Raw genomic sequence first — 13308 nt, forward strand, 5'->3', positions numbered from 1 at the left:
CCTCGAAGGAGGGCTCCAGAAGTCTCGGCGATCCCTGGAGGCCTCCTTCGAGGCCTCCGCTTCGCTTCGTCACCTCAGGATGAGGGGGAGGGTGGGAGATCCGTGGAGTTTGCTCGTCGTTTCTTGGAATTCGTGAGATCGGAGACCGTTCAGGCCGCCCGGATCGGCTGGGCGGCGAGCGCCGCGGGATGCTCGCCCTCGGCGAGGTAGCGGGCGCGCAGCGGCCGTAGCAGGAAGATCGCGAGCGCGGCGGCGGCGACGTTGAGCCCGATGATCAGCGCGAACACCGCCGACCAGCCATAGGCCGCCGAGAGCAGGCTGGCGAATGGTACCAGGAAGGCGGCGGTGCCCTTGGCGGTGTAGAGCAGGCCGGCATTGCTGGCGGCGTATTTCGACCCGAACGTGTCCCCGCAGGTCGCCGGGAACAGCGAGTAGATCTCGCCGAACACCCCGAAATACACCGCGGTGGCGAACACGAACACCATCGGGTGGTGGCCGTAGGTGAGGAGCACGATCACCGCGAGCGCCGCCGTCGAGAAGGCGATGAACATCGTGTTCTCGCGGCCGATATGGTCGGAGATGTAGCCGAAGAACGGCCGCCCGAACCCGTCGAAGATCCGGTCGAGCGAAATCGCCAGGGTCAGCGCCGCCATCTGGAGGCCGAACAGGCTCACCGGCACGCCGGCGACGTGGAAATCCTGGGCGATCGGGGCGATCTGCGCCGCCGCCATCAGGCCGCCCGAGGCGACCATGACGAACATCGCGTACATCACCCAGAAGACCGGCGTGCGCACGGCCTCGCGAGGGCTGCGGTCGACCTTGGTCTGGGGCAGGCGCAGGCTCTTGCGCTGCATCGGGGCGGCGGAGGTGGGCTTGCGCAGCAGGAAGGCCAGGGCGAGGACGACCGCGCCCTGGCCGATGCCGAAATACAGGAACGCGTCCTGGTAGCCGCTGGTGGCGATCATCCGGGCGATCGGTACGACCGTGATCGCCGCGCCCGCGCCGAACCCGGCGGCGGTGGCGCCGGCGGCGAGTCCGCGGCGATGCGGAAACCACTTCAAGGCATTGCCGACGCAGGTGCCGTAGACCGAGCCGGCCCCGATGCCGCCGACCACCGCGCCGAGATAGAGCAGGGCGAGGCTGTCGGCGTAGGCGTCGATGGTCCAGGCCAGGGCGATCATCACGCCGCCGAAGGCGACCACCAGGCTCGGGCCGTAGCGGTCGACGAACCAGGCCTCGACGGGAACCAGCCAGGTCTCGGTGGCGACGAACAACGTGAAGGCGAGCTGGATCGCCGCCCGCCCCCAGTGGTAGCGCTGGTCGATCGGATCGACGAACAGCGTCCAGCCGTATTGCAGGTTGGCGATCATGGCCATGCAGATCACCCCGAAGGCGAGCTGCCACCATTTCGCCGACGGCGAATCCTGGCGTTCCATCCCTGAGCCTCTCCCGTGGGCGGCGCGTCCTTGCGTTGGCGCGTCTGGTGTGCCGGCTCAATCATGCATATCCGGTTTAGGTATGCAATATACCAGAGCGATAGAGCTTCGGTTCGCTGTCACTTTCGGCAATATTGTTCTGCTTGCCGATCAGGATTCGCGAGGTCCCCACGCGCCGAGGGTCGGCTCGTCCGCCGGGATAAGCGTCTCATCGAGGTTCGGTATCCCCGCGTCGTCGGAGGGGATGCCAATCACCGCCCGGGCGGCTTCCCAGTCCGGATCATCGGCGGCCGCTGACAGGACCGTACGGTCAAGGCCGGTGACGCGTCCGCGATCGAGGCGGACGAAGACGCGGCCGGTTTCAGCTCGGGCGAACCGGACCGCGTCCATCCTGCGAAGGCATTCGCGGAGAAAGCTCGTATTGGCGCCGGCCGCGAGGTCGACCCCGCGAAAGACTTCGTCCGGCCCGCGGGCGAAGATGTCGACCTTGCGGAAGCGGTCGATGTCGATCAGCCCCTTCACGTCCAAGATGTTCAGGACGCCGCCGGCCCCAAACGCGATGGTGCGGGGTCGCTCGCCCTGCGGCACGCTGTTGTCGAGGAATTCGCAGACGACCTGCTTGTCCCGGGCCAGCGCCCAGTTGAAGAACAGGCGCGGCATGCCGGTATAGGCCTCGACGTTGTGGGCCAGCAGATCCTCCACCGCCTTGAACCGGCCGAACTGCTCGCCGCGCTTGTAGGCGCGCTCCACCGTGTCGGCCGGCGGCGTGACCATGAACTGCATGTAGACCCGCTCGCCGAACCGGGTGAGCAATTGGCCGCCGCCATCCGAGCCGGCCTCGGCCTGGAAGCTGTCGAACCGGAACCGATCGATCAGCAGGTTCGAGATCCGCCGCTCGGCCGCCTTGCGGGTGACGTAGCGGTCGAGCTTCATGTCGATCATCTCGACCTCGTAGCCCGTGAGCGTGCCGGCATACCGGGTCGCCGGGCCGAGGCTGTCGTAGTCGAGCAAAAACTTGCGCCAGACGTCCGGGGTGATGACCGCGAAGTCGGACCAGGCCATGCCGAGGCGCCGCGCCAGCCCGAGCTGGTAGGGGCGGATCGTGCTCTTGCCGGAGGCGGAGGCGCCCTTGACGTTCATCACCACCGGATGGGCCTGCGGAGCGAGCCGTCGGTAGCCCCGGGCCTCGACCACGGCGGCGATCCAGGGCTCGATCAGCTCGCCGATGCGCCGGCTGCCGTAGCCGTTCGAGACCAGGGTCCCGGCGATCCCGCGCAGCAGCGCCGGATCGCGGATCAGGGTGTTCTGCCGGGCCAGGATCCCGGAGACGACGCTGCGCAGGGCCTCGCAGGCGGCGATCTCCAGCCCGTCCCCGGCCTGCACCGCCCGGTGGTGCCAGGCGTCGAGATGGCCGAGCGCCCGGCTCGCAGGGTCCTGGCGGGGCGGCGGGCTGCGCGATGGCGGCCGGCGCCCGAGCAGCCGGTCGAGCCAGCCGGGTTCCGGTGGCGGCGGGGAGGGCGGGTCGTCGAAGATCGCGGTGATCTCGCGCCGGAGCACCGCGTCGGCCTCAGCGCGGAGCGCTGCCAGGGCAGCTTCGACTTCGCCGAGCCGGGGCTCGATGCCCTCGCGCAGGATGGCGGAGACGATCGAGCGGAAATTGACGCCCAGATCGGCGTAGACCGCGCCGACCGGAACCGACAGGTCGGACATGACCCGGATCAGCACCTCGTGGACGACGAGACGCCCGGGCCGGATCCGGGTGAGCTGACGGGCCGGCAGCCCGCACAGGTCGCTCATCTCGAGGGCGTCGCGCAGGGGCGTCTCGACGTGCTCGGGCCGGTAGACGGTGATCAGCGGCGTGAAGGCGGCCGGCAGGTCGGACTGGACGCCGGGATTCCAGGGGCCGGCGGCTGTTTCCGGGGTGCTGGCTGCCGCTTCCGTCATCCGCGCGTAGCCCTTCGCCGCCGTGGGCCACCACCCTGCCCGTGGGAGGCGCGGGTTCCCTCTCCCGTGCGGGAGAGGGACAGGGTGAGGGATGCGACCTCTCCGGAAAGACCGGGTCCCTCACCCCAGCCCCCTCCCGCACGGGAGAGGGGGGCGCGTCGCGGCCTGCAAGGACGATCGCGCCCCAAATCTATGTCGCTCGAAGCCCACAGAGCGGGGAGGGAGGACGCGCCGCAAGTCCTGAATGCGAATTAGGCAAACCGACCGCACTCCCGCGGCGAAAAAAACCCTAAAAGACCTTCTGGAACCAGCCGTGCGAGTCCTGGGTCGTGCCGCGCTGGATATCGACCAGCAGGCTGCGCAGCCGGCGGGCCACCGGGCCGGCCACCGCGTCGCCGATGGTGAAGTTGTCCTCGCGGCCCTTCACGGTGCCGATCGGCGTGATCACCGCGGCGGTGCCGCAGGCGAAGGCCTCGGTGAGCCGGCCGGCCCGGACGTCGGCGCGCCAGGCGTCGATCGTGTAGGGCTCTTCCTTAACGGTAAGGCCGGCCTCGCGGGCCAGGGTGATCACCGAATCGCGGGTGATGCCGGGCAGGATGCTGTCCGAGAGCGGCGGCGTCAGCAGCGAGCCGTCCTCGAAGACGAAGAACACGTTCATGCCGCCGAGCTCCTCGATGTAGCGGCGCTCGGCCGCGTCGAGGAACACCACCTGCTCGCAGCCCTGGCGCGTGGCCTCGGCCTGCGCGGCGAGGCTCGCCGCGTAGTTGCCGCCGCACTTGGCCGCGCCGGTGCCGCCCGGCGCCGCTCGGGTGAAGTGCTCGGAGAGCCAGACCGTGACCGTGCCGTTCGGATCCTTGAAGTAGGACCCTACCGCCGAGGCGATGGTGACGAACAGGTATTCCGAGGCCGGCTTGACCCCCAGGAACGCCTCGTTGGCGATCATGAACGGGCGCAGGTACAGGCTGCCGTCAGCGGTGTCGGGGATCCAGTCGCGGTCGATCTCGACCAGCTTGTGCATGGCCTCGACGAAGGCGTCCTCCGGGAACGGTGCCATCGCCATGCGCTCGGCTGAGAGCCGGAAGCGGCGGGCATTGGCGTCGGGCCGGAACAGGGCGGCGCCGCCATCCGCGGTGCGATAGGCCTTGAGCCCCTCGAAGATCTCCTGCGCGTAGTGCAGCACCGCGGCGGCGGGATCGAGCGGGATCGCCTCGCGCGCCTCGATGCGCGCGTCGTGCCAGCCGCGCCCGGCCGCATAGCGCGCCACCACCATGTGGTCGGTGAACACCTTGCCGAAACCCGGATTCGTCATCAGGGCGGCCCGCTCGGCATCGGTCCGGCGGGCGGGATGGGCTTGGGTCTCGAACGTCAGGTCGCTCACGGGTGGGGTCCTCATAGACTCAAGTCCTTATGCCGCGCTCCTGCGGACGAATCTACGGAGCGCGTGCATGCCTATGGTGTCGCTCATGCCTTGCCGGCGGCTTGCGTGGCAGTCGCCCGACACTGCCGGCAACGGGGTTCACGCGTCGACCTGTGACGTCCGCGACGCGCCTCCTCTCCCGTGCGGGCTACAATGTTCACATATCGGCTTGCGAAAGCCGCGACGCGCCCCCTCTCCCGTTCGGGAGAGGGTTGGGGTGAGGGATCAGGTTTCTCCGGAGAGGTCGCCCCCCTCACCCTGTCCCTCTCCCGCACGGGAGAGGGGACCCGTGCCTCGTCCGGCACTGAAAGAGTCCGGTTGCATGGTCGGCGTGGGCTCCGACAACTGCAGCCGGTGCAGGCGCGCGTAAGCGCCGCCCGACGCGATCAGATCGTCGTGCCGACCGGTCTCGATCACCCGGCCGGCCTCCATCACGGCGATCCGGTCGGCCTCCCGCACCGTCGAGAGGCGGTGGGCGATCACCAGCGTGGTGCGGCCGCGCATCAGCCGGGTCAGCGCCTCCTGGACCAGGCGCTCGGATTCGGAGTCGAGGGCCGAGGTCGCCTCGTCGAGGAGCAGGATCGGCGCGTCCTTGAGGAAGGCCCGGGCCAGGGCGACCCGCTGCCGCTCGCCACCGGAGAGGCGGTTACCGGCCGGTCCGACCCGGAAATCGTAGCCTTCTGGCAGGGCGGTGACGAAGGCGTGGGCCGCCGCGGCGCGTGCCGCCGCCTCGATCTCGGCCGGGCTCGCCCCGGGGCGGCCGAAGCCGATATTGGCCGCGACCGTGTCGTCGAACAGCACCACCTCCTGCGAGACCACCGCGACGGCGGCCCGCAGGGAGGCGAGCGTCACGGCGCGCACGTCCTGGCCGTCGATGGTCACCCGGCCCGCGGTGACGTCGTAGAGCCGCGGCACGAGGTTGAGCAGCGAGGACTTTCCCGATCCCGAGCGCCCGACCAGTGCGGTCGCCGCACCGGCGGGCACGGTGAGGTCGATCCCCTCGAGGGCCGGCGCGTCCGGGCGGTAGCGGAACTGCACGCCCTCGAACCGAATCGCCCCGGCGGTGACAACGAGCGGCGCCGCATCGGGCGCCTCGCGGATCTGGGGCGCCTCGTCCATCACGTCGAAGTAGCGCCGGAGCGCCGCCGCCGCCTCCTGCAGGATGGCGTTGAGGTTGCCCAAAGCCCGGGCCGGCTGCGCGGCGAGCAGCAGCGCCGCGACGTAGCCTGTGAAATCGCCCACCGTCCGCTCGCCGGCCAGCACCCGCTGCCCCACCAGCACCAGCACGCCCGCCACCGCGATGCCGCCGCCCACCTCCAGCAGCGGGTCGAGGCGCCCGCGGGCGTTGGCGGCCTTCATCTTAAGGCGGCGCACCTCGTCCAGTGCCTGGGCTGCCCGGCCCTTGAGATAGCCCTCCATGGCGTAGGTCTTGGCGACCCGGGCGCCCTGGAGGCTCTCGGAGATCAGGCTGGCGGTGGCGCCCATCTGCTCCTGCGTGGTGGTCGAGACCCGCCGGAGCTTTTTGCCGATCCGCCCGATCGGACCCGCCACGAACGGCACCGTCAGGCCGGCGACGAGCGTCAGCACCGGGTCCATCCAGATCAGCGCCGCGACCAAGCCGATCAGCATGGCGATGTCGCGCAGCAGCACCGTGGAGATGCGGGTCAGCGCCTCCTTGATGAAGGCGAAATCGGTGGTGAAGCGCTGGGTCAGCGCCGCCGGGCTCTCGCGGCCGAGTTGTGCCAGGTCGGATTCGATCAGGTGGCCGTAGAGCGCCGCCTGCATGTCGGCCTCCACCCGGGTGACGACCCGGTTGGTCAGCACCGTCTGGCCGAAGAGCGAGAAGCCGCGCAGGGCCGTGACCACGATCACCACCAGCGGCCCGTAGGCGATCGCCGTCGCATCCTTGCGGTCGAAAGCGTCGAAGGCGGCCTTGATCAGCGCCGGGTACAGCCCGGTCGAGCCGCCCACCAGCGCGATCAGCACCAGCACCACGGCGAGCGTCCCGCGATGGGGGTAGAGCCAGGTGCGCCAAAGGCGGACGAGGAGGGGGAAGGTGTCGCCGGGGAGGCGCGCCATGGAGCTTACCGGTTGGGTCCTGTCACCGGGCTCCCTGGGGCAGAACGCACGGCGGCAGCGGTTTGCAGCCGCCGCCGCCGCGGATCAAGGTTTTTGGTTTTTCCGGTTCAGCTGCGCGCTCAGCGATGATCGCCGTCCGGGCCGCGCGCGTCGTCGCGGTGGTGATGCCAGCCGCCGTGGCGATGGCCGCCCATCGGGCGGGCCAGGATCATCGCGCGCCGCTTCTGGCCCTCGTCCAGGCTGGCGTAGAGCGGCTGCGAGGCGTCGGCGAGCTTGCGCAGGGCCTCGCCCCGGGCGGTCGTCGCATCCGCCATGGCCCGCAGGGCAGCGGGCGCGTCGTCGGACATCTTCGGGCGATCGCGCATCGCCTCGCGACGCTGCTGGCGCAGCTTGACCATGTCGCGCAGCGCGGCCTCCACCGGCGGCCACAGCTTCTCCTGATCGGCATTGAGCTTCAGGCCGGCATGCAGGCCGGCGATGCGGGCATCCGCGAAGGCGGCCCGATCCTCCGGAGTCAGGGCGCTCCAACGCCCGGGACCCCGGAAGCCGTCGGGACCGCGGTCACGCGCGGCCGCCGCGCCGACGAGTCCCAGGCCGAGGGCACCGGTGACGAGAAGGGCGGCTCTCAAACGTCCGGACATGGCATGCTCCATCTCACGCTCGGCCGACGCGGCGATGACCCGGCGGCGGCCCACGATCCGTATCAGGAGCCGGCCGTGTATCCCGCTTGTGTATGTAACATTGTTACACTACAGGCTCCGTGGCTCCGGTGGATTGGGAGGACAACAGGTGCGCGGGACGGTTCGGTTGGCGTGGCTCGCGGGCCTCGCCCTGTGGCTCGGCGTCTCTCTCCCGGCCCGGGCGGTCCCGGACGGCGAAAAAGTACGTGCGGTGGCGAGCTTCTCGATCCTGGGCGATCTCGTGCGTGCCGTCGGCGGCCCGCACGTGGCGGTGACGAATCTGGTCGGCCCGGATTCCGACGCGCACGGCTTCAGCCCATCCCCGGCCGACGCCAAGACGCTGGCGAGGGCCGACATCGTGTTCGTCAACGGCCTCGGGCTTGAGGGCTGGCTCGACCGGCTGATCCGGGCGTCCGGCACCCGCGCGCCGGTCGTCGTCGCCTCCGCGGGGGTGAAGACGATCGCCGCCATGCACGAGCATGCCCATGCCGAGGGCGGCCACGACCACGACGATCACGCGCTCGACCCGCATGCCTGGCAGAGCGTTGCCAATGTGCGGATCTATGTGGCCAACATCCGCGACGGCCTGGCGAAGGTGGACCCGGTCCATGCGGAAGCCTACCGGGCCGCGGCCGAGGCCTACACGGCGCAACTCGACGAGCTCGATCAGGCCGTGCGCCAGGCGGTGGAAAAAATCCCGCCGGCGAACCGGCGGATCATCACCACCCACGACGCGTTCGGCTACTTCGCCGACGCCTACGGCTTGCGCTTCATCGCCCCCCAGGGCGTGTCCACCGACAGCGAGGCCAGCCCGCGCGATGTCGCGGAGATCATCCGGCAGATCCGCCGGGAGAAGGTGCCGGCGGTGTTCCTGGAGAACATCAGCGACCCCCGCCAGATGGAGCAGATCGCCCGCGAGGGCGGCGCCCGGATCGGCGGCAAGGTCTATTCCGACGCCCTGTCGGGACCGGACGGGCCGGCCGCGACCTATCTCGACATGATGCGCTCGAACGTGCGAGCGTTCGACGCGGCTTTGGCCCCGGGCTGAGGCGCGAAAAACCCGGTTTCCACGGCCGAAATCCTCACGCCGGTTCAACTGGAGCGTGCGCGATCCCGCATTCTTTCCCGCCGCGGGAATGACATAGCGTAAACCGCCGGTTAAGAGGCCGCCTCTAACCTGAAACGAAACGGGTGCCAGCCGATCCTCGTACCCGAGGGCTCGGGTCCTTGGGGCCTGGCGGGAGCGCGTGGCTCGGAGATCGCGTGGCTGGGAGATCGCGTGGCTTGGGGGCCTGACCGCTGGCGCTTCTACCGGCTCGTGGCGCGCGAGACCGCGCGGACCCTGCGTGCGGTCGGCGCCAGCCTCACTGCCTCGCCCGACATCCTGGCGCGGATGCGGGTCACCGGGCTGGTGATCGCCCCGCATGACCTGCGCACCTCCGACGCGACGTTCGCGGACGACATCTATGCCGGCCTGTTCGTGTTCGCCGGGCGGTCGCTGGCGGCGAGCGGCGGCTCGCCCTTCGACTACGCCCCGCCTTCGCCGGAATGGGCCGACGAGCTCTACGGCTTCGGCTGGCTGCGCCACCTGCGGGCGGCCGACACGGCCTTGGCTCGGGCCAACGCCCGCGCCTTCGTGGCCGATTTCATCGCCGGCCGGGGCGATCCGGCTTTGGCCCGCCACACCCCTGTGGCGGCCCGGCGGCTGATCTCGTTCCTGTGCCAGTCGCCTCTCGTGCTCGAGGGCGCCGACCACGGCTTCTACCAGAACTTTTTGAAGGCCATCGCCCGCAACGCCCAGCAGCTGGAGCGCGACCTGCGGCGGGGCGTGGCACCGCAATGGCGCCTGAACGCCGCCGTGGCGCTCTGCTATGCCGGCCTGTGCTGCGACGGCATTCAGCCGATCCTGCGCCGGGCGACCCGGATCCTGTCGCGCGAGCTCGACCGCCAGATCCTGACCGATGGCGGCCATCGCTCCCGCGACCCGCGCTTCGCCATGGAGCTGCTGCTCGACCTGTTGCCCCTGCGCCAGAGCTATCTCAGCCGCAGCGTCGAGCCCCCCGCCGCCCTGCTGCGGGCGGTGGACCGGATGCTGCCGCTGCTGCGGCTCCTGCGCCACCCGGACGCCTCGCTCAGCCATTTCAACGGCATGGGCGCCACCGATGCGGACCATCTCGCGACGCTCCTGGTCTATGACGGGGCGCTCGCCCGCCCGATGATGCACGCGCCGAATTCCGGTTACGAGCGCCTGGAGGGCGGCCGGGTCGTCGTGGTCGCCGATGTCGGCAAGAGCCCGCCGCTGCCCTACGCGCTCAATGCCGGGGCGGGCTGCCTCGCCTTCGAGATGTCGAGCGGTCCGCAGCGGATCGTAGTCAATTGCGGCCTGCCGGCCAGCGGGCCGGACCTGCGGCTGCTGGCCCGGTCCACCCCGGCCCATTCCACGGCGAGCGTCGCCCACGCCTCCTCCTGCCGCTTCCTCACCGCCACCGGCTGGTGGGGCGAGCGCATCGTGGCCGCGTGGCTGATCCGCCGCCGCGGCGCCGTGGTCCTGCACGGCCCGACCGCGGTGGCGGCCGAACGTGTGGAGGAGGCCGACAGCACCGTGCTCGCCGCCCGGCACGACGGCTACGCACAGGATTTCGGCATCGTGCATGAGCGGCGCTGGCAGCTCTTTCCAGCCGATGCGCGGTTGGAGGGCCGGGACGCCTTCCTGCGTCAGGGCAAGGGCCGGGTGCGCGGCCACGACGTGGCGATCCGCTTCCACCTGCATCCCGGCATCGCCGTGCGCGGCGTGCCCGAGGGGCTCGAACTCGCCTCGGCGCTCGGCGAGGTCTGGGTGTTCCGGGCGTCGGGGGCCGAGATCGCGCTGGAAGAGAGCGTGTATTTCTCGGGCCTGACCGGGCCGCGCCGCACCGACCAGATCGTGCTGCATCTGCGCGTCTCCGACGATGTCGAGGTGCGCTGGAGCTTCGAGCGCCTGGCCTCGGCGCCGATGCGGGGTGTGACGGCTCCCTGATCCCGGCTGGCCCCGCGCCCCGGTTCCATGCTACCGCGCGCCGAAATCTCAAGGTTCGGCAAGCAGCTATGGCGCACGATCAGGTGCGGGTCTCCCGCGCGCTCCTCTCGGTCTCGGACAAGACCGGCCTCGTCGAATTCGCCCGGGCGCTCGACGCCCGCGGCATCGCCCTGGTCTCGACCGGCGGCACCCATCGCGCGCTCCAGGAAGCCGGCCTTCCGGTCACCGAGGTCGCTGACCTGACCGGCTTCCCCGAGATGATGGACGGGCGGGTGAAGACCCTGCACCCGGCGGTCCACGGCGGCCTGCTCGCGATCCGCGACAATCCCGAGCACCAGGCCGCGCTCGCCGCCCACGGCATCGGGGCGATCGACCTGCTGGTGGTCAACCTCTACCCGTTCGAGGCGACCATCGCGGCCGACAAGCCGGAGGCGGACTGCATCGAGAACATCGATGTCGGCGGCCCGGCGATGATTCGCGCAGCGGCCAAGAACCACGCCGACGTCGCCGTGGTCACCGACGTCTCGGATTACCCCGCGGTGCTCGCGGCCCTGGAGCAGAACGACGGCACCCTCGGCGGTGACCTGCGCCGCCAACTGGCCCAGAAGGCGTTCGCCCGCACCGCGGCCTACGATTCGGCCATCGCCAACTGGATGGCGGTCCAGTTCGGCACCGAGGCGCCGGGCCGGTTCCGCGCCTTCGGCGGCACGCTGGCGCAGAGCCTGCGCTACGGCGAGAACCCGCACCAGGCGGCCGCTTTCTATCGGGCGCCCGGCAAGGTCCGGGCCGGGGTGGCGACGGCGCGCCAGCTCCAGGGCAAGGAGCTGTCCTACAACAACTTCAACGACACGGACGCCGCCTATGAATGCGTCGCCGAGTTCGATCCGAGCCGCGCCGCCGCGGTGGCGATCATCAAGCACGCCAATCCCTGCGGCGTGTCCGAGGGCGCGAGCCTGCTCGAGGCCTATGAGCGGGCGCTCGCCTGCGACCCGACCTCGGCCTTCGGCGGCATCGTCGCGCTGAACCGGACGCTGGACGCCGAGGCGGCGCGCCGGATCGTCGAGATCTTCACCGAGGTGATCATCGCACCGGACGCCACGCCGGAGGCGGCCGCGATCGTGGCCGCCAAGAAGAACCTGCGCCTCCTGCTGGCCGGCAGCCTGCCCGACCCGCGGGCACCCGGCGAGACCGTCCGCACCCTGTCCGGCGGCCTGCTGGTCCAGGGTCGGGACGCGGTGGTGGTCGACGACATGCCGCTCAAGGTCGTGACCAAGCGCGCGCCGAGCGCGGCTGAATCGGCCGACCTGCTGTTCGCCTACCGAGTCGCCAAGCACGTGAAGTCGAACGCCATCGTGTACGCCAAGGGTGGCGCCACCGTGGGGATCGGGGCCGGGCAGATGTCGCGGGTCGATTCCTCCCGCATCGCCGCCTGGAAGGCCGCCGAGGGCGCCAAGCGCTTGGGCCTCGCCGAGAGCCTGGCGGTCGGGTCGGTGGTTGCGTCGGACGCGTTCTTCCCCTTCGCGGACGGCCTGTTGGCGGCGGCCGAAGCCGGGGCGACCGCTGTGATCCAGCCGGGCGGCTCGATGCGCGACGCCGAGGTGATCGCGGCCGCCGACGAGGCGGGGCTGGCCATGGTATTTACCGGGCACCGCCACTTCCGGCACTGACGCCGGACCACCCCGGCCGTTCGGCCGGGGCTCGGCACGGCGTTAACGCTCTGCGGAAAAACGTTCGATCGCGCGCCGCCGTGCGGACACCCGGACCCCCGCGCCGGAGTTCGACGATGGATCTATTGGCGATGCAACGACTGCCGATTGAGCAGTTTCCCAACAGCGATTTTGCAAAATCAAATACCAGATCGGCAAACGCGTCGTATTTGAAGCGATTTGATCCGGATATGTGCGGGGCTTGATATTTCAGCGCCTGCGCGGCATGAAAAATATGCGGCGCGACGGAACTTTGTCGTCGGATCGCGCGATCTGTTCGTGGATCGAGTGTGCGGTGCCCGTGACATAGGGCTTCGGAACCCCTTTTCGGGGATGTTGTCTCAGCATCCTGCGCTGAACAACCTTGAGCCAGGTGACGCGATGTTACTCGCTGCAGTGCTGTTCGGGATCGGGTTTCTGATCGGCTGGTCGTACACCATGCTGGTCATGATCGCGACATCGGTTCTGATTTTGATCGGCGCCGTGCTTCTCTTCGCGTTCGGCCCTGGGCTCGACATGCTCCATGCCTTGATCGTGCTGGGCTACCTCACCGCGCACCAGTCCGGATACCTGCTCGGCGCGTATTGCAGCGGGTGTTACGACGATAAACGCAAGCGGCAGTCGCCGTTACCATAGCCAGATCGGGCCGCCGGCGACGGTGTAGACCGCGATCCAGACGGCAATCGTCGTGATATGGGCGCCGACAACCAGAGATAGAGGCGGCTTGCTGCCGCTCTTGCGATGAAGCTGCGTCAAGGCGTCGGTCACGTTTGATTTCCTGTCTGACTGTAAATCGTTTCCAAGACGGTTGAGGCCGGCCATCGGTTCCGCCAAGACTGATTTTTAATCGGCAACAAGTGGTTGTCAGACTACAACCTGTATGTCTGTATCGCCGGGCTTTGGCGCTGCCCGTACCATTAGACAGAAAATAATAATAGCCTCCGCGAGCCGGATTTGCGGGGGAATGTCAATCTTTGGCCGACCATCGCTTCACACTGACGCAGGATCGCCTCGGAGCTGTCAAAACAGC

General features: G+C 69.6%; 10 protein-coding genes. 4 read left to right on the forward strand and 6 right to left on the reverse strand.

The window, feature by feature from the left end:
- Nucleotides 1-149 precede the first annotated feature (149 nt).
- From oxlT to MKL20_RS12100, 5 genes are all read right to left on the reverse strand, one after another.
- The gene (gene oxlT / locus MKL20_RS12080; protein WP_244036856.1) at nt 150-1436 is read right to left on the reverse strand and encodes an oxalate/formate MFS antiporter; all 1287 of its coding nucleotides are present in this window, start codon (nt 1434-1436) and stop codon (nt 150-152) included.
- A gap of 150 nt (nt 1437-1586) precedes the next feature.
- Nucleotides 1587-3380, reverse strand: a complete 1794-nt coding sequence (locus tag MKL20_RS12085; RefSeq protein WP_244036857.1) for a zeta toxin family protein — start codon at nt 3378-3380, stop codon at nt 1587-1589.
- A gap of 289 nt (nt 3381-3669) precedes the next feature.
- Nucleotides 3670-4758, reverse strand: coding sequence for a branched-chain amino acid aminotransferase (locus MKL20_RS12090; RefSeq protein ID WP_313902718.1), 1089 nt, complete (start codon nt 4756-4758; stop codon nt 3670-3672).
- 264 nt (nt 4759-5022) lie between these two features.
- Nucleotides 5023-6876 (reverse strand): ABC transporter ATP-binding protein, encoded by a 1854-nt coding sequence (locus tag MKL20_RS12095; protein WP_244036858.1) that lies wholly within the window; start codon nt 6874-6876, stop codon nt 5023-5025.
- Nucleotides 6877-6995: 119 nt separating this feature from the next.
- Nucleotides 6996-7517, reverse strand: coding sequence for a Spy/CpxP family protein refolding chaperone (locus MKL20_RS12100; RefSeq protein ID WP_244036859.1), 522 nt, complete (start codon nt 7515-7517; stop codon nt 6996-6998).
- A 148-nt stretch (nt 7518-7665) separates the two neighbouring features.
- Between MKL20_RS12100 and MKL20_RS12105 the strand changes: the two genes are divergently transcribed.
- The 4 genes from MKL20_RS12105 (at nt 7666) to MKL20_RS12120 (ending at nt 12914) form a co-directional block, all read left to right on the forward strand.
- The gene (locus MKL20_RS12105) at nt 7666-8604 is read left to right on the forward strand and encodes a metal ABC transporter substrate-binding protein (protein ID WP_244036860.1); all 939 of its coding nucleotides are present in this window, start codon (nt 7666-7668) and stop codon (nt 8602-8604) included.
- 231 nt (nt 8605-8835) lie between these two features.
- Nucleotides 8836-10572, forward strand: coding sequence for a heparinase II/III family protein (locus MKL20_RS12110; protein ID WP_244036861.1), 1737 nt, complete (start codon nt 8836-8838; stop codon nt 10570-10572).
- A 68-nt stretch (nt 10573-10640) separates the two neighbouring features.
- Complete coding sequence (gene purH, locus MKL20_RS12115; RefSeq protein ID WP_244036862.1) at nt 10641-12239, forward strand: bifunctional phosphoribosylaminoimidazolecarboxamide formyltransferase/IMP cyclohydrolase; 1599 nt, start codon at nt 10641-10643, stop codon at nt 12237-12239.
- Between the two features lie 420 nt (nt 12240-12659).
- Nucleotides 12660-12914 carry a hypothetical protein gene (locus MKL20_RS12120; protein ID WP_244036863.1) on the forward strand — a complete coding sequence of 85 codons (255 nt, stop codon included), beginning with the start codon at nt 12660-12662 and terminating at the stop codon, nt 12912-12914.
- On the opposite strand, the gene MKL20_RS12125 is transcribed toward MKL20_RS12120, so the two are convergent.
- Complete coding sequence (locus tag MKL20_RS12125; protein WP_244036864.1) at nt 12906-13046, reverse strand: hypothetical protein; 141 nt, start codon at nt 13044-13046, stop codon at nt 12906-12908. The two genes, MKL20_RS12120 and MKL20_RS12125, sit on opposite strands and share 9 nt — an antisense overlap.
- Nucleotides 13047-13308 lie beyond the last annotated feature (262 nt).

Source organism: Methylobacterium sp. E-066 (assembly GCF_022829635.1).
Lineage (GTDB): Bacteria > Pseudomonadota > Alphaproteobacteria > Rhizobiales > Beijerinckiaceae > Methylobacterium.

What these genes read in the sequence shown, in the direction of transcription:
- MKL20_RS12100 (WP_244036859.1), bottom strand. Translation starts at nt 7,517, where the DNA reads ATGTCCGGACGTTTGAGAGCCGCCCTTCTCGTCACCGGTGCCCTCGGC.
- MKL20_RS12085 (WP_244036857.1), bottom strand. Translation starts at nt 3,380, where the DNA reads ATGACGGAAGCGGCAGCCAGCACCCCGGAAACAGCCGCCGGCCCCTGG.
- MKL20_RS12095 (WP_244036858.1), bottom strand. Translation starts at nt 6,876, where the DNA reads ATGGCGCGCCTCCCCGGCGACACCTTCCCCCTCCTCGTCCGCCTTTGG.
- oxlT (WP_244036856.1), bottom strand. Translation starts at nt 1,436, where the DNA reads ATGGAACGCCAGGATTCGCCGTCGGCGAAATGGTGGCAGCTCGCCTTC.
- MKL20_RS12120 (WP_244036863.1), top strand. Translation starts at nt 12,660, where the DNA reads ATGTTACTCGCTGCAGTGCTGTTCGGGATCGGGTTTCTGATCGGCTGG.
- purH (WP_244036862.1), top strand. Translation starts at nt 10,641, where the DNA reads ATGGCGCACGATCAGGTGCGGGTCTCCCGCGCGCTCCTCTCGGTCTCG.